Source organism: Pseudomonas sp. FG86 (assembly GCF_057808775.1).
This window is the reverse complement of the sequence record NZ_JBMDIS010000071.1, coordinates 1-16,623: the sequence shown is the minus strand read 5'-3', so window position 1 is coordinate 16,623 and position 16,623 is coordinate 1. Positions and strand designations below refer to the sequence as shown.

Here is a 16,623-nt window from a genome sequence, read left to right as displayed (position 1 = left end):
GCAGGAGCGTGTAGCATCTGCACTGCCGCACGCGTCATGCGGCGATGACTGTCCGGATCGAAGTTCAAGACGTTAGTGTTTTTTGGTGGCGTACTTCTGCAGTGAAGAACGTTGGGAATTGGATCGACAGGTAGATCTGGATGGATAAGCTTACGAACATGTCGGTGTACGTCAAAGTGGTTGAGATGGGCAGTTTTACTGCTGTGGCTAACCATCTTGACTCTACGGTCGGCAATGTCTCGCGTGCGGTTTCCGCGCTGGAAAACGTGCTCGACACCCGCCTGTTGCAGCGCTCGACCCGCCGTCTTTCGGTGACGGACGCTGGCCGGCGCTTTTATGAGCGTTGTACCAAGATTCTGGCGGACCTTGAAAACGCAGAAGCCGAGGCGAGTAATGCCGCGCTGAAACCCAGGGGGACATTGCGTGTGCATTGTGTGCCGGGGCTGGCGCGGCAGTTGGTCACCTCGGCCGTGCTGGAGTACCGCCGGGAATTCCCCGAAGTCACCGTGGACTTATTGCTTTCTCAGCGAATGCCTAACCTTTTGGAAGACCAATTGGACGTGTCTATTCTGATCGCCCGCACGCTGCCGGATTCAGCGTATGTCAGCCAAAAAATCGGTGTTAGCCATTGTGTGCTGGTTGCGTCTCCAGCCTATCTGGAACGACACCCAGCCCCTGTGACGCCGGAAGATCTCAATGATCACCAGTGCTTGCTGTTGGGCACCGTCGATTATGTGCGGGATGAGTGGCAATTGAAGAGCAAGGCCGGGGATGCCACATTCGCCCCCCAGGGCCCGAGTTTCAGCGTCAATGATATGGACGCAATGGCGTCCGCCATTCGAGAGGGCGCAGGCATAGGTTTGCTGGCCGGCTTTTCAGCTATCGAGGACCTGCGTTCAGGCAGGCTCGTGCGTGTTCTGCCTGAGTATCACACCTACGAGCGCAATGTTTACGCCGTCTACACATCACGGCAGTTCATCGATGCAAAAATTACCCGCTTCATCGAGACGTTAAAAAATCGGGTCGGCACTGAGCTGATGATGACCGCTCAGGAACTCATTGTTTGAACGAAGCCTGGAACCATTCCCCAGCATGCAAAACGGCGCCCGAAGGCGCCGTTTCTGTTTACTGACATCCCGCTAGGCAATCAAACGCCCAGCACCGCGTGCTGCACAAGGGTGAGCAACGGTTGTGGGTACACGCCCAGGAAGAAGGCGAGCAGGGCGATGGCCAGCAGCATCACGCCACCGGCTTTCTGTTCCCAGTGCAGCTCGGCGTCAACACGGCGCAGGTTTGGCTCGATCAGGTACAGGGTGACCATCACGCGAAGGTAGTAGAACACGCCGATGGCACTGCCCAGCACCAGGGATGCAACCAACCACCACTCGTGGGCTTCTACACCGGTAGCGACGATGTAGAACTTGCCGATGAAGCCCGCGGTCAGCGGGATACCGGCCAGGGAGAGCATCATCACGGTCAGCACGGCGGTCAGGTACGGACGGCGCCAGAACAGGCCGCGGTATTCGTACAGGGCGTCGGCGTCACGGCCTTTGTAAGGCGAGGACATCAGGGTGATCACGCCGAACGCGCCGAGGCTGGTGATCACGTAGGTGACCAGGTACACGCCGATCGCTTCCACGGCCAGGCCTTTGCTCGCCACCAGGGCGATCAGCAGGTAGCCGAAGTGGGCGATGGACGAGTAACCCAGCAGACGCTTGAGGTTGTTCTGGGTCAGTGCCAGCAGGTTACCGAACAGGATCGACGCAATGGCGATCACGGTCAGCACGTTGCTCAGCACGCCGGTGTTGGCGGCAGGGGAGATCTGGAACAGACGCACCATCACCGCAAACACCGCAACCTTCGACGCGGTGGCCAGGAACGCGGCCACCGGCGCCGGGGCGCCTTCGTACACGTCCGGGGTCCACAAGTGGAACGGCACCAGCGACAGCTTGAACGCCAGGCCGATCAGCATCATCGCCAGGCCCAGTTGGGCAATCGGCGCGGGGCTGTTGGTGGCGGCCAGGGCGTGACCGATACCGGTGAAGCTCAGGCTGCCGGCTTCGGCGTAGAGCAGGGCCATGCCGAACAACAGGAACGCGGAACCGGCGGCCGACAGCACCATGTACTTGATGCCGGCTTCCAGAGAGCGCTTGTTGAAGAAGGCATAGGCCACCAGGCCGTAGGTCGGGATCGACAGCAGTTCCAGGCCGATGAACAAGCCGGCCAGGTGCTGCGCGCTGACCAGCACGATGCCGCCGGCCGCAGCCAGCAGGATCAGCAGGTACAGCTCTTCGCGGTTGCCCGGGTAGCCCGTGCCGCCTTCGCCGAGGTAGGCGTGGGCGAGGGTGACGCAGGCCAGGGTCGCCACGAGGATCAGCGCGATATACAGCAACGCGAAGTCATCGATCATCATCAGCGGGGTGACCGCCAGTGGTGCGACCTTGAGTGCCGGGATAATCGACAGCAGGGCCAGGTTCAAGCCCGCGCAGGACAGCAGGAACGTTTGCGAGTGATTGCGGCGCCAGGCGATCGCCAGCATCACCACCACGATGGTGAGGCTGGTGATCAGCAGCGGCGCAAGCGCGATAAAGTGTTGGATCGTGAATTCCATAGCGCTCTTACCGGGCCGAAGCGAGTTGAGAGAAGGCGGTGCCGAACCACTGCTGCACGCCATGCATCGTTGCGGCAGAAGTGTCCAGGAACGGTTGCGGGTAAACGCCGATGTAGATCAGCAAGACCGCAAGGCCGAGCACCATGATCAGTTCGCGAGCATCCATCCCGTGCAACACGGTGTCGGACTTGGCCGGACCGAAGTACGCGCGGTGGATCATGATCAGCGAGTAGACCGAACCGAACACCAGGCCGGAGGTGGCGATGGCGCTGATCCATGGCGTGTGTACGAACGAACCCATCAGGATCAGGAACTCGCCGATGAAGTTGCCGGTACCCGGCAAGCCCAGGGACGCGGCGGCGAAGAACAGGCTGATCGCCGGCAGGTAGGCAATGCGCGACCACACGCCACCCATCTCACGCATGTCACGGGTATGCAGGCGCTCGTACAGCTGGCCACTGAGGATAAACAGCGCGGCAGCCGAGACACCGTGAGCGAGCATCTGGATCACCGCGCCTTGCAACGCCAGCTGGCTACCGGAGTAGATGCCGATCAGCACGAAACCCATATGGGAAACAGACGAGAAGGCGATCAGACGCTTGATGTCGGTTTGCGCAAAGGCCAGGAACGCACCGTAGAAGATCCCGATCAGACCCAGGGTCATGGCGATCGGCGCGAACTCGGCCGAGGCATTCGGGAACAGCGGCAGGGCGAAACGCAGCAGGCCATACGCAGCGGTCTTCAGCAGGATACCGGCCAAGTCCACGGAACCCGCGGTCGGCGCCTGGGCGTGGGCGTCAGGCAGCCAGGAGTGGAACGGCACCACCGGCAGCTTCACCGCGAAGGCGATGAAGAAGCCCAGCATCAGGATGTACTCGGTGGTCAGGGACATCTTGGTTTTCAACAGGTCGGCGTAGTTGAAGGTAATCACGCCCGTGCTGTTGAAGTTGACCAGTACCAGGCCAAGGATCGCCACCAACATGATCAGGCCGGAAGCCTGGGTGAAGATGAAGAACTTGGTCGCCGCGTAGATCCGGGTTTTCTTGCCGTCCGAAGAACTGTGACCCCAGAGCGCGATGAGGAAGTACATCGGCACCAGCATCATTTCCCAGAAGAAGAAGAACATGAACAGGTCGAGGGCGAGGAACACGCCGACAACGCCGCCCAGGATCCACATCAGGTTCAGGTGGAAGAAGCCCACGTGACGCTGGATCTCTTTCCAGGAGCAGAGTACCGAGAGGATACCCAGCAGGCCGGTCAGCAGGATCATCAACAGCGACAGGCCGTCGAGGGCCAGGTGCACGTTGATGCCGAAGCGTTGGATCCACACGTGCTTGAATTCAAGCGCGAACGTCGGATCGACACCCGGTGCCGGAGCAAATGAATAGTCGCCATGGGCCCACAGCCAGAGGCCGAGAGCGAGTTCCAGGGACATGGTCAGCAACGCAATCCAGCGGGGGAGGGTGGCGCTGAAGCGTTCACCCATCCAGCAGAGCAGGCCGCCGATAAAGGGGATCAGGATTAGCCAGGGCAGAATCATGACGGGCTCGTTTCCTTTCGCAAGTTCGCAAAGTTCATATCAGACCGCTACCACAACGATGGCGCCGATCACCAGCACGGCACCGGCCGCCATGGAAGCTGCATACCAACGCAGTTGGCCCGTCTCGGTACGGCTCAGGGCGGTGTGACCGCCTTTGGCAGCGCGCGGGATCAAACCGATGGTCTGGTCCAGCGGGTCTTTACGCAGTACATGACTGATGGCCAGGTATGGCTTGACGAACAGTTTGTCGTAGATCCAGTCGAAGCCCCAGGCAGCGAACCACCAGGCCGAGAGGAAACGGCCGATGCCACTGTTGGCCACGGCGGTCACGAAGCGACGCTTGCCGAGGAACAGCAGGGCCGCCAGCAGGATACCGGCGATGGCAATGGCGCCCGAGGCGATTTCCAGGCTGTGCTTGGCGGCGCCACCGGCATGGCCGGCGCTTTCCGGCAGTACACCGGCCAGTGGCGGGGTGATCAGGGCGCCGATGAAGGTCGACAGGATGATCAGCACCGACAGTGGCAACCAGTGGGAGATGCCATGGCCTGCGTGGGCTTCGGTCTTGGCTTCACCGTGGAAGGTGATGAAGATCAGGCGGAAGGTGTACAGCGAGGTCATGAATGCACCGACCAGGCCTGCATACAGCAGGTTCTGGTTACCGCTGGCAAAGGCTTCCCAGAGGATTTCGTCCTTGGAGTAGAAACCGGCGGTCACCAACGGCAAGGCGGCCAACGCGGCACCACCGACGATGAAGCTGGCGTAGGCCAGTGGCAGTTTCTTCCACAGGCCGCCCATCTTGAAGATGTTCTGCTCGTGGTGGCAGGCAACGATCACCGCACCGGAGGCAAGGAACAACAGGGCCTTGAAGAAGGCGTGGGTCATCAGGTGGAAGATCGCCGCGTCCCAGGCGCCAACGCCCAGGGCCAGGAACATGTAGCCGATCTGGCTCATGGTCGAGTAGGCGAGGATACGCTTGATGTCGGTCTGCACCAGCGCGGCGAAGCCGGCCAGTACCAGGGTCACGCCGCCGACCACGCCCACCAGGTGCAGGATGTCCGGCGCCAGGGTGAACAGGCCGTGGGTACGGGCGATCAGGTAGACACCGGCGGTCACCATGGTCGCGGCGTGGATCAGTGCCGAGACCGGTGTAGGGCCGGCCATCGCATCCGCCAGCCAGGTTTGCAGCGGCAGCTGTGCGGATTTACCCACGGCGCCGCCCAGCAGCATCAGGGTCGCCAGGGTGATCCAGAAGTCACCGACCTGGAATTTCTGCGGTGCCAGCACCAGCAGTTCCTGGATGTTCAGCGTGCCCACTTGTTGGAACAGGATGAACAGGCCGATGGCCATGAACACGTCGCCGATGCGGGTGACGATAAAGGCCTTGAGTGCCGCGTTACCGTTGTTGCGGTTGCTGTAGTAGAAACCGATCAACAGGTACGAGCACAGGCCCACGCCTTCCCAGCCGAAGTACAGGAACAACAGGTTATCGCCCAGCACCAGGAACAGCATGCTGGCGATAAACAGGTTGGTGTACGAGAAGAAGCGCGAGTAGCCCGCTTCACCGCGCATGTACCAGGACGCGAACAGGTGGATCAGGAAGCCCACGCCCACCACCACGCCTAGCATGGTGATCGACAGGCCGTCGACGTAGAGGGCGAAGTTGGGCTTGAAGCCCTCCACCGACATCCATTGCCACAGCACCAGGGTGTAGTGACCGCCTTCGGGTGGCGCGACGTTGAATTGCCAGATGACGTAGGCGGCGACGATCGCCGACAGGCCAATGGAACCCACGCCGATCAGGGCAGAAAGGTTTTCCGACCAGCGTCCACGGGAGAACGACAGCAGCAGGAAACCGATCAGGGGAAATACGAAAGTCAGAAAGATCATGTTCATCCGCGCATCTCACTGGCAGCGTCGATATCAAGCGTGTGGAAGCGACGATACAGTTGCAGCAGGATCGCCAGGCCAATACTGGCCTCGGCGGCTGCCAGGCTGATCACCAGGATGAACATGACTTGTCCATCCGGCTGGCCCCAACGTGCACCCGCCACGATGAACGCCAGTGCCGCAGCGTTCATCATGATTTCCAGGCTCATCAACACGAACAAAATGTTACGGCGGACCATCAGGCCGACCAGGCCAAGGCAGAACAGGATGCCGGCGACCGCCAGACCATGCTCCAAAGGGATAGCAGGCATCGTCATTGCTCCTTGGCTTCGTTGCGGCCCAAGTGGAAGGCGGTGATGGCTGCGGCGAGCAGCAGCATCGAAGCCAGTTCGACCACCAGCAGGTACGGGCCGAACAGGCTGATGCCCACGGCTTTCGCGTCCACGGTGGTGTGGCCGATGGCCTGGCCGCTCTGGTGAGCGAACAGCACATACAGCAGTTCACCCAGCAGCAGGGCTGCGAGGACGACCGGGCCGAGCCAGATGCCGGGCTTGAGCCAGACGCGCTCCTGGGCGACCGAAGCCGGCCCGAGGTTGAGCATCATCACCACAAACACGAACAGCACCATGATGGCGCCGGCGTAGGCGATCACTTCCAGGACACCGGCGAACGGTGCGCCGAGGCTGAAGAAGGTCATGGCCACGGCGATCAGCGAAATGATCAGGTAGAGCAGGGCGTGCACGGGGTTGGTGTTGGTGATCACGCGAAGCGTGGACACAACCGCGATACCCGATGCGAAATAGAAAGCGAATTCCATCTTTCTTCCTTAAGGCAGCAAGCTCTTCACGTTGATCGGCTCGGCTTCGTTTTGTGCGGCGCCCTTCGGCTTACCGGCAACGGCCATACCTGCAACACGATAGAAGTTGTAATCAGGGTTTTTACCGGGACCAGAGATCAGCAGATCTTCTTTCTCGTACACCAGGTCCTGACGTTTGAACTCGGCCATCTCGAAATCCGGTGTGAGCTGGATCGCGGTGGTCGGGCAAGCTTCCTCGCACAGGCCGCAGAAAATGCAGCGCGAGAAGTTGATGCGGAAGAAGTCCGGGTACCAGCGACCGTCTTCGGTTTCAGCTTTCTGCAGGGAGATGCAACCCACCGGGCACGCCACGGCGCACAGGTTGCAGGCTACGCAACGCTCTTCGCCATCGGGGTCGCGGGTCAGCACGATGCGGCCGCGATAGCGCGGCGGCAGGTACACCGCTTCTTCCGGGTATTGCAGGGTGTCGCGTTTGCGGAAGCCGTGACCGAACACCATCACCAGGCTTCGCAACTGGGTACCGGTACCCTTAACGATGTCGCCAATATATTTGAACATGGGTCAAATCCTCACTGAACCGCGCCCGCTGGCGTGTTCAACAACACAACGGCAGCAGTCACCAGCAAATTGATCAGGGTCAGCGGCAGGCAGAAACGCCAGCTGAAATCCATCACCTGGTCGTATCGTGGACGCGGAATGGAAGCGCGCAGCAGGATAAACAGCATGATGAAGAACGCGGTCTTCAGGAAGAACCAGAAGAACGCCAGCTGCGGCAGGATGCCGAATGGACCGTGCCAGCCGCCGAAGAACAGCGTGACCAGCAGGGCCGAGATCAAGATGATGCCGATGTACTCACCGACGAAGAACATGCCCCATTTCATGCCGGCGTATTCAATGTGGTAACCGTCGGCCAGTTCCTGTTCCGCTTCCGGCTGGTCGAACGGGTGACGGTGAGTCACGGCCACGCCAGCGATGAAGAAGGTACAGAAGCCAAAGAACTGCGGAATGATGAACCACAGGTTCTGCGCCTGGTACTCGACGATGTCGCGCATGTTGAACGAGCCGACCTGCACCACGATGCCCATCAGCGCGAGGCCCATGAACACTTCGTAGGACACGGTCTGGGCCGAGGCACGCAAGCTGCCGAGCAGGGCGAACTTGTTGTTACTCGACCAGCCGGCGAACAGCACCGCGTAGACCGACAAACCCGCCATGGCGAAGAAGAACAGCAGGCCGATGTTCAGGTCCGCCACGCCCCAGGTCGGGGTGATCGGGATGATCGCGAAGGCAATCAGCAAGGCGCTCATGGCCACGACCGGTGCCAGGGTGAAGATCACCTTGTCGGCAAACGGCGGGGTCCAGTCTTCCTTGAAGAACATTTTCAGCATGTCGGCAGCGATCTGGAACATGCCGAACGGGCCAACGCGGTTCGGACCGTAGCGGTCCTGCCACCAGCCCAGCAGGCGACGTTCGACGAAGCTGAGCAGGGCGCCCGCGACGACCACGGCCAACAGGATCACGATGGCCTTGACGACCGAGATGATCACGTCGATCACTTCAGGGGTGAACCAGGTCATTGCGCTGCCTCCTGCAGACCGTCAACGGTTTTGCCAAAGATTGCCGCGGGAATACCGGCGAAACCTTTAGGCAGTGCAACCAGGCCGGCACCCAACGCTTCGTTGATGCGCAGCGGCAGACGCAGGGTCTGGCCGGCCACGTTCAGGCTGAGCAGGGCGCCGTCGTTGACGCCCAGGCGGTCGGCTTCGGACTTGGCCACGGATACATAGGCAGCGGGAATGCGCTCTTGCACCGGCGCGGCTTTGGAAGAGGTTTCTTCGCTGCCGAACAGGTGGAAGAACGGCACGACCTGCCAAGTACCGGGGGCCGGATTGAACGGACGCGGTACGGCGGCGAACCAGTTCAGCGCATCGCCCTGGGTTTCGATCAGGCGGGTGCCTGGGTCGCCAGCGCGGATATGACCACCGACTTCGTCCTGGAACTTGTTCCAGGCCTGCGGCGAGTTCCAGCCCGGCGACCAGGCAAACGGCACCTGCTGACGTGGCTCGACGGAACCCGAGTAACCTTCCATGGAGAAGGCGAATGCGGTGTCGTTATCTTGCGGGGTGCGCGGTTCGTGCACGCTGATATCGGCGCGCATGGCGGTACGACCGGAGTAGCGCAGCGGTTCACGGGCGAGTTTCAAGCCCTTGATGCGGAACGCGGCGGACGGTGCGGCGTCGACGATACGTGCCAGTTGCGGTGCGCTTGCGGCGACAGCTGCGGTGACGTGGTCGAGCTGGGTCCAGTCCAGCGGCTGGTTCAGCAGGGTCGAGCGCAAGGCATGCAGCCAGCGCCAGCCTTCGTGAACCAGGATGCTGGCGTCCATGTACTTCGGATCGAACACCTGGAAGAAGCGCTGGGCGCGGCCTTCCTGGCTGACCAGGGTACCGTCGCCTTCGGCGAAGGTCGCGGCCGGCAGTACCAGGTCGGCACGCTCGCTGGTCGCGGTCTTCTGGTGGTCGGCCACGATCAGCACCTTGGCGGCGTTCAGCGCGGCATCGACCTTGGCCGAATCGGTGCGGGTGTACAGGTCGTTTTCCAGTACCACGATCGCGTCGGCCTTGCCGTCGGTGACCGCTTGCATGGCCGCGTCCAGGGACTCGCCCCCGAGCATGGCCAGGCCAAGGCTGTTGGCTTCCGGCACGACCAGGCTGATGGAGCCGTTCTTGTCACGCAGCTTCAGGGCCTTGGCGATGTTTGCGGCGGCTTCGATCAACGCCTTGGACGCCAGCGAGGTCCCGGCAATGATCAGTGGGCGCTTGGCCGCCAGCAGGGCGTCGGCGATGCGTTGGGCAAGTGCCAGCGCTTCAGCGTCCAGGCCTTCGACGGCAGGCGCGCTGGCATCGAGGGCGTGGGCCACGGCGAAACCGATGCGGGCCAGGTCGTCAGGGGCGGCGTGTACGCATTCTTCGGCGATATCGTCGAGCTTGGTTTCAGCGATGCTTGCGATAAACAGCGGGTTCAGCGCGTGCTGGCCGATGTTTTTCACCGCAGCGTCGAGCCAAGGCTGTACGCGCATGGCGTCGGCCATGTCTTCGGCCTTGCCTTTGACTGATTGACGCAGGGACAGCGCGATACGCGCGGCGGTCTGGGTCAGGTCTTCACCGAGCACGAAGATCGCGTCGTGGTCTTCGATGTCGCGCATGTTCGGCACTGGCAGCGGGCTGTCGTTCAGCACTTGCAGGACCAGGCGGATACGTTCCAGTTCACCGGCTTCGATACCGGAGTAGAAGTGCTCGGCGCCGACCAGTTCGCGCAACGCGTAGTTGCTTTCGAGGCTGGCGCGGGGCGAACCGATACCGACGATATTGCGCCCGCGCAGCAGGTCAGCGGCCTTATCGAGGGCCTCATCGGTGCTCAGCTTGGCGCCGCCGGCCAGCAGGGGCTGGCGTGGGCGGTCTTCGCGGTTGACGTAGCCATAGCCGAAACGGCCACGGTCGCACAGGAAGTACTGGTTGACCGAACCGTTGAAGCGGTTTTCGATGCGACGCAGTTCACCGTAGCGCTCGCCCGGGGAGATGTTGCAACCGCTGGAGCAGCCATGGCAGATGCTCGGTGCGAACTGCATGTCCCACTTGCGGTTGTAGCGCTCGGAGTGCGTCTTGTCGGTGAAGACACCGGTCGGGCAGACCTCGGTGAGGTTGCCGGAGAATTCGCTTTCCAGCACGCCGTCTTCGACGCGACCGAAGTACACGTTATCGTGGGCGCCGAAAACGCCGAGGTCGGTGCCGCCGGCGTAGTCTTTATAGAAGCGTACGCAACGATAGCAGGCGATGCAGCGGTTCATTTCGTGGGAAATGAACGGGCCGAGGTCCTGGTTCTGGTGGGTACGCTTGGTGAAGCGATAACGGCGCTCGTTGTGGCCGGTCATCACCGTCATGTCTTGCAGGTGACAGTGACCGCCTTCCTCACAGACCGGGCAGTCGTGGGGGTGGTTGGTCATCAGCCATTCGACAACGCTGGCGCGGAACGCCTTGGATTCTTCATCGTCGATGGAGATCCAGGTGTTGTCGGTGGCAGGGGTCATGCAGGACATGACGATACGACCACGGGTGTCGTTCTCGTCAGTGTACTGCTTGACCGCACACTGGCGACAGGCACCGACGCTACCAAGCGCGGGGTGCCAGCAGAAATACGGGATATCGAGGCCGAGTGACAGACACGCCTGTAACAGGTTGTCCGCCCCATCGACTTCGAGCGCTTTGCCGTCTACGTGGATAGTGGCCATGGTTCAAAGTTCTTCGTTGGCCCGTTGTCAGCGGGCGTGGCTAATGGAATCTTGTTATTCATGTGCATCAACACAGCCATCAAGGCGTCAGCACATGACAAGGCGAAGGGCACGGACCCTTCGCCTGTTTAAGCGTTACGCGCCGACTACGATCGGCCTTGCCAGAGGCGGGACGGCGGCGCTGGTAGGCGCGATGCCGGCTTCGAACTCCGAGCGGAAGTATTTGATTGCGCTGCCCAATGGCTCTACGGCGCCCGGTGCGTGAGCACAGAAGGTCTTGCCTGGGCCGAGGAAACCGACCAGGCCCAGCAGGGTCTCGATGTCACCCTCGCGGCCTTCGCCGTTTTCCAGGGCCATCAGCAGCTTGACGCTCCACGGCAAACCGTCGCGGCATGGGGTGCAGAAACCGCAGGATTCACGGGCAAAGAACTGCTCCATGTTGCGCAGCAGCGAGACCATGTTCACGGTGTTGTCGACTGCCATCGCCAGGCCGGTCCCCATCCGGGTGCCGACCTTGCCGATGCCGCCGGCATACATTTGTGCGTCGAGGTGCTCAGGAAGCAGGAAACCGGTACCGGCGCCGCCTGGTTGCCAGGCTTTCAAGGTGTAGCCGTCGCGCATGCTGCCGGCGTAGTCCTCGAACAGCTCGCGCGCGGTCACGCCGAACGGCAGTTCCCACAGGCCAGGGTTCTTGACCTTGCCGGAGAAGCCCATGAGCTTGGTGCCCATGTCTTCACTGCCTTCGCGAGCCAACGATTTGTACCAGTCCACGCCGTCGGCGATGATCGCCGGCACGTTGCACAGGGTCTCGACGTTGTTCACGCAGGTCGGCTTGCCCCACACACCCACGGCGGCAGGGAAGGGCGGCTTGGAGCGTGGGTTGGCGCGGCGGCCTTCGAGGGAGTTGATCAGTGCGGTTTCTTCACCGCAGATGTAACGCCCGGCGCCGGTGTGCACGAACAGTTCGAAGTCAAAACCCGAACCAAGGATGTTCTTGCCCAGCAGGCCAGCGGCCTTGGCTTCTTCCACGGCACGGTTGAGGTGCTTGGCGGCGGTAGTGTATTCGCCGCGCAGGAAGATATAGCCACGGTAGGTTTTCAGCGCGCGGGCGCTGATCAGCATGCCTTCGATCAGCAGATGGGGCAGTTGCTCCATCAGCATGCGGTCTTTCCAGGTGTTGGGCTCCATTTCATCCGCGTTGCACAGCAGGTAGCGGATGTTGATGGATTCGTCTTTGGGCATCAGGCCCCACTTCACGCCGGTGGGGAAGCCTGCACCGCCGCGCCCCTTGAGGCCGGCGTCTTTCACCGTCTGGACGATGTCGTCCTGGCTCATGTCGGCGAAGGCTTTGCGCGCAGCGGCGTAACCGTTCTTGGCCTGGTACTCGTCGAGCCATACCGGTTCGCCGTCGTCACGCAGGCGCCAGGTCAGCGGGTGGGTTTCGGCCGAACGCTTGATCAGGTTGGCCGGGCCGAAGGAAGTCAGGGTCATGGGTAGCCCTCGAGCAATTGGGTCACGCCAGCAGGCTGCACGTCACCGAATGTGTCGTCGTCGATCATCAACGCCGGCGCCTTGTCGCAGTTGCCCAGGCAGCACACCGGCAGCAGCGTGAAGCGGCCGTCCGGGGTGGTCTGGCCGAGGCCGATGCCCAGTTTGTTCTGGATCTCGCTGACCACCGACTCGTGGCCACCGATGTAGCAGACCATGCTGTCGCACACGCGAATGATGTGGCGGCCAACCGGCTGGCGGAAGATCTGGCTGTAGAACGTGGCCACGCCTTCAACGTCGCTGGCAGGAATGCCAAGGATCTCGCCGATGGCGTAGAGGGCGCCGTCCGGCACCCAGCCACGTTCCTTCTGGACGATCTTCAAGGCTTCGATCGACGCCGCGCGCGGGTCTTCGTAGTGATGCAGCTCGTGCTCGATGGCCGAGCGCTCGGTTTCACTCAAGGTGAAACGGTCTGTCTGGATAAGCGTGCTGTTCATGCTTAGCGGTCCACGTCGGCCATAACGAAATCGATACTACCCAGGTACGCAATCAAGTCCGCGACCATCTCGCCTTTGATCACCGAAGGGATCTGCTGCAAGTGGGCGAAGCTTGGGGTGCGAATCCGGGTGCGGTAGCTCATGGTGCCGCCATCGCTCGTCAGGTAATAACTGTTGATACCCTTGGTCGCTTCGATCATCTGGAAGGATTCGTTGGCCGGCATTACCGGGCCCCACGAAACTTGCAGGAAGTGCGTGATCAGGGTTTCGATGTGCTGCAGGGTGCGCTCTTTCGGCGGCGGCGTGGTCAGCGGGTGATCCGCCTTGTAGGGACCTGCCGGCATGTTGCGCATGCACTGCTCGATGATCTTCAGGCTCTGGCGCATTTCTTCGACGCGCACGATGCAACGGTCGTAGGCATCGCCGTTGGCCGCCAGCGGTACTTCGAACTCGAAGTTCTCGTAGCCGGAGTACGGGCGTGCTTTACGCAGGTCGAAATCGCAGCCGGTGGAACGCAGGCCGGCACCGGTGACGCCCCATTCCAGGGCCTCTTTGGTGTTGTAGGCGGCGACGCCGATGGTGCGGCCCTTGAGGATGCTGTTGTCCAGCGCGGCTTTCTGGTACTCGTCCAGGCGCTTGGGCATCCAGTCGATGAATTCCTTGACCAGGCGTTCCCAGCCGTTCGGCAGGTCGTGGGCCACGCCGCCGATGCGGTACCAGGCCGGGTGCAGGCGGAAACCGGTGATGGCTTCGATGACCTTGTAGGCGCGCTGACGGTCGGTGAAGGTGAAGAACACCGGGGTCATGGCGCCGACGTCCTGGATATAGGTACCCAGGAACAGCAGGTGGCTGGTGATCCGGAAGAATTCGGCCATCATGATGCGGATGGTGTCGACGCGGTCCGGTACCTTGATGCCGGCCAGCTTCTCGACCGAGAGCACGTACGGCAGGTTGTTCATCACGCCGCCGAGGTAGTCGATACGGTCGGTGTACGGGATGAAGCTGTGCCAGGACTGACGCTCGGCCATCTTCTCGGCGCCACGGTGGTGGTAGCCGATGTCGGGCACGCAGTCGACGATCTCTTCGCCGTCCAGTTGCAGGATGATACGGAAGGCACCGTGGGCCGAAGGGTGGTTCGGACCCAGGTTGAGGAACATGTAGTCCTCGTTGGCGCCGGAACGCTTCATGCCCCAGTCTTCCGGACGGAAGCGTGCAGCCTCCTCTTCCAGCTGTTGCTTGGCGAGGTTGAGGCTGAACGGGTCGAATTCGGTGGCGCGGGCAGGGAAGTCCTTGCGCAGCGGGTGACCTTCCCAGGTCGGCGGCATCATGATGCGCGTCAGGTGCGGGTGGCCGGGGAAGTCGATGCCGAACATGTCCCAGACTTCACGCTCGTACCAGCTGGCGTTCGGCCAGATACCGGTCACGGTGGGAATGCTCAGGTCGCTCTCGGACAGGGCGACCTTGATCATCACGTCGCTGTTACGTTCGATCGACAGCAGGTGATAGAACACGGTGAAATCGGCGCCGCTCGGCAGCCCCTGGCGCTTGGTGCGCAGACGCTCGTCCACGCCATGCAGGTCATAGAGCATGACGTACGGCTTGGGCAGGTTGCGCAGGAAGGTCAGGACTTCGACGAGCTTGGCACGTGCCACCCACAGCACCGGCATGCCGGTGCGTGTGGCCTGGGCGGTGAAGGCATCAGGGCCGAAACGGTTATTGAGTTCGACGACCACATCCTGGTCGTCTGCCTTGTAAGGCGGGATGTACAGAGCACTGCCTGTAGTCATGGTTTTTTATCGCTTTCGGTCAACGTAAAGAATGAAGCCAGGTTTTCGTTCTATAAAAGAATCGGTTCTGGATCAGACTTCGTCGGGGCTGCGCAGGTTGGTGACCTGAATACGCTGTTCGCGGCGCTGTTCCTTTTGTGACGGCATCTCGGCGCGGTAAACGCCTTGATCTCCGACAACCCAGGAAAGTGGGCGACGCTCCTTGCCAATCGATTCCTGCAACAGCATCAAGCCTTGCAGGAATGCTTCAGGGCGGGGCGGGCAGCCAGGCACGTAGACGTCCACGGGCAGGAACTTGTCCACCCCCTGAACCACGGAGTAGATGTCGTACATGCCACCGGAGTTGGCGCACGAACCCATGGAGATAACCCACTTTGGCTCGAGCATTTGCTCGTAGAGACGCTGAATGATCGGCGCCATCTTGATAAAGCAGGTTCCGGCGATAACCATGAAATCCGCCTGGCGCGGTGATGCCCGGATGACTTCGGCGCCGAAGCGTGCGATGTCGTGGGGCGCCGTGAAGGCGGTGGTCATTTCCACGTAGCAGCAGGACAGACCGAAGTTGTACGGCCACAGGGAGTTCTTACGTCCCCAGTTGACCGCGCCACTCAGCACGTCTTCCAGTTTGCCCATGTAGATGTTTTTGTGGACTTGGTCTTCTAACGGGTCGGAAACGGTTTCCCGTTCGCCGATGGGGTACTGCTCGTTAGGAGCATCCGGGTCGATCCTGGTGAGATTGTATTGCATCGCCAAAGCCTCATTGTTTCAGCTTCGCTTGCCGCTTGCGACGAGCTTCCGGAGCCCAGTCAAGGGCGCCCACTCGAAATAGGTAGACAAGGCCTGCCAACAGAATTGCTATGAAAACGAGGGCTTCGACGAATCCGGTCCAGCCGCTTTCGCGGACGGACACAGACCAGGCAAAGAGAAAGAGGGCTTCGATATCGAAGATCACGAAGAGCATCGCGACCAGATAGAATTTGGCTGAGAGCCGCAAGCGGGCGCCACCTGTGGGTAGCATGCCGGACTCGAACGGTTCGTTTTTGCTGCGGCCCCAGGCTTTTGACCCGAGGAGGCTGGAGACGCCAAGCATGAAGGCACAAAGGCCGACAACACCGAGGAGGAAAATGGCAAAGCCCCAGTTGTGGGCCATGAGTCCTGTCGCTTCGGTCATGCTGGAAATCCTTAACAGAGAGCAAAGGTCTCTGAGCTCGAAAAAGTAACGATGCAGTGACGATATGTCGCAGCGCAATCAATCGCGTTGATTTTATGGCTAAACACCGGGCAAGTAAAATTCCGATAGCGAAATTATTCGCGGGAATAAGCACATAGTGCACCTCCTTGGGGCTGCAGCCCTTGCATAGTGGGCATTAGCGGGCATTTGATCAAATGTGTTTTGTTTAACCTGTAACGAAGCTTTCATGCTCTAAATGATAATGAATATTGTTTGGGTGGGTTTTAAGCAGGTGCTGATGGTGTAGCGGGGGAAGTTGCCGTTACTTGGTTGATTTCCGCTAGTTGCCGGAGCGGATCTTTTAACCGATTTATTTGCAGCGAATACCGCGCTGGATCAATGTTTTGTAAAAAATATTCAGGTTGCATGCGTTCCCGGGGGGTGGGGGGGGCTTGTCAGTTAAGAGATAGAACGAGCAAACAGTCACCTGTGGCGAGCGGGCTTGCCCCGCGTTGGGCTGCGAAGCGGCCCCAAAAC

The 16,623-nt window shown here is 60.9% G+C and carries 14 protein-coding genes; 1 reads left to right on the top strand and 13 read right to left on the bottom strand.

Features of this window, described 5'->3' with window-relative positions:
• Positions 1–140: 140 nt before the first annotated feature.
• The gene (locus ACODSV_RS28435; protein ID WP_069076516.1) at positions 141–1,067 is read left to right on the top strand and encodes a LysR family transcriptional regulator; all 927 of its coding nucleotides are present in this window, start codon (positions 141–143) and stop codon (positions 1,065–1,067) included.
• An 80-nt stretch (positions 1,068–1,147) separates the two neighbouring features.
• Here ACODSV_RS28435 and nuoN read toward each other — a convergent pair whose 3' ends face one another.
• From nuoN to ACODSV_RS28370, 13 genes are all read right to left on the bottom strand, one after another.
• A complete protein-coding gene (gene nuoN, locus ACODSV_RS28430) occupies positions 1,148–2,611 on the bottom strand; it encodes an NADH-quinone oxidoreductase subunit NuoN (protein WP_024076181.1) in 1,464 nt (487 codons plus the stop codon).
• Between the two features lie 7 nt (positions 2,612–2,618).
• Complete coding sequence (nuoM, locus tag ACODSV_RS28425) at positions 2,619–4,151, bottom strand: NADH-quinone oxidoreductase subunit M (protein ID WP_024076180.1); 1,533 nt, start codon at positions 4,149–4,151, stop codon at positions 2,619–2,621.
• Positions 4,152–4,190: 39 nt separating this feature from the next.
• The gene (gene nuoL, locus ACODSV_RS28420) at positions 4,191–6,044 is read right to left on the bottom strand and encodes an NADH-quinone oxidoreductase subunit L (RefSeq protein ID WP_024076179.1); all 1,854 of its coding nucleotides are present in this window, start codon (positions 6,042–6,044) and stop codon (positions 4,191–4,193) included.
• Positions 6,041–6,349, bottom strand: a complete 309-nt coding sequence (gene nuoK / locus ACODSV_RS28415; protein WP_003174727.1) for an NADH-quinone oxidoreductase subunit NuoK — start codon at positions 6,347–6,349, stop codon at positions 6,041–6,043. The genes nuoL and nuoK overlap by 4 nt, the downstream gene beginning before the upstream one ends.
• Before the next feature lie 2 nt (positions 6,350–6,351).
• Positions 6,352–6,855: an NADH-quinone oxidoreductase subunit J gene (nuoJ, locus tag ACODSV_RS28410; RefSeq protein ID WP_003174726.1), complete on the bottom strand. Its 504-nt coding sequence runs from the start codon at positions 6,853–6,855 to the stop codon at positions 6,352–6,354.
• 9 nt (positions 6,856–6,864) lie between these two features.
• Positions 6,865–7,413: an NADH-quinone oxidoreductase subunit NuoI gene (nuoI, locus tag ACODSV_RS28405; protein ID WP_003174725.1), complete on the bottom strand. Its 549-nt coding sequence runs from the start codon at positions 7,411–7,413 to the stop codon at positions 6,865–6,867.
• An 11-nt stretch (positions 7,414–7,424) separates the two neighbouring features.
• Positions 7,425–8,432 (bottom strand): NADH-quinone oxidoreductase subunit NuoH, encoded by a 1,008-nt coding sequence (gene nuoH / locus ACODSV_RS28400; protein ID WP_017137518.1) that lies wholly within the window; start codon positions 8,430–8,432, stop codon positions 7,425–7,427.
• Positions 8,429–11,143 carry an NADH-quinone oxidoreductase subunit NuoG gene (nuoG, locus tag ACODSV_RS28395; protein ID WP_150095393.1) on the bottom strand — a complete coding sequence of 905 codons (2,715 nt, stop codon included), beginning with the start codon at positions 11,141–11,143 and terminating at the stop codon, positions 8,429–8,431. The genes nuoH and nuoG overlap by 4 nt, the downstream gene beginning before the upstream one ends.
• 135 nt (positions 11,144–11,278) lie before the next feature.
• Positions 11,279–12,634: an NADH-quinone oxidoreductase subunit NuoF gene (nuoF, locus tag ACODSV_RS28390; RefSeq protein ID WP_150053867.1), complete on the bottom strand. Its 1,356-nt coding sequence runs from the start codon at positions 12,632–12,634 to the stop codon at positions 11,279–11,281.
• Entirely contained in the window at positions 12,631–13,128 is a 498-nt protein-coding gene (nuoE, locus tag ACODSV_RS28385; protein ID WP_003174721.1) for an NADH-quinone oxidoreductase subunit NuoE, read from the bottom strand. Before nuoE ends, nuoF begins: the two co-directional genes overlap by 4 nt.
• A 2-nt stretch (positions 13,129–13,130) precedes the next feature.
• Positions 13,131–14,915, bottom strand: coding sequence for an NADH-quinone oxidoreductase subunit C/D (gene nuoC / locus ACODSV_RS28380; RefSeq protein WP_024076176.1), 1,785 nt, complete (start codon positions 14,913–14,915; stop codon positions 13,131–13,133).
• Positions 14,916–14,987: 72 nt separating this feature from the next.
• Positions 14,988–15,662 (bottom strand): NuoB/complex I 20 kDa subunit family protein, encoded by a 675-nt coding sequence (locus tag ACODSV_RS28375; RefSeq protein ID WP_003219572.1) that lies wholly within the window; start codon positions 15,660–15,662, stop codon positions 14,988–14,990.
• 10 nt (positions 15,663–15,672) lie between these two features.
• On the bottom strand, positions 15,673–16,086 hold the full coding sequence (locus ACODSV_RS28370) for an NADH-quinone oxidoreductase subunit A (RefSeq protein ID WP_003219575.1): 414 nt from the start codon (positions 16,084–16,086) through the stop codon (positions 15,673–15,675).
• Between the last annotated feature and the right edge of the window lie 537 nt (positions 16,087–16,623).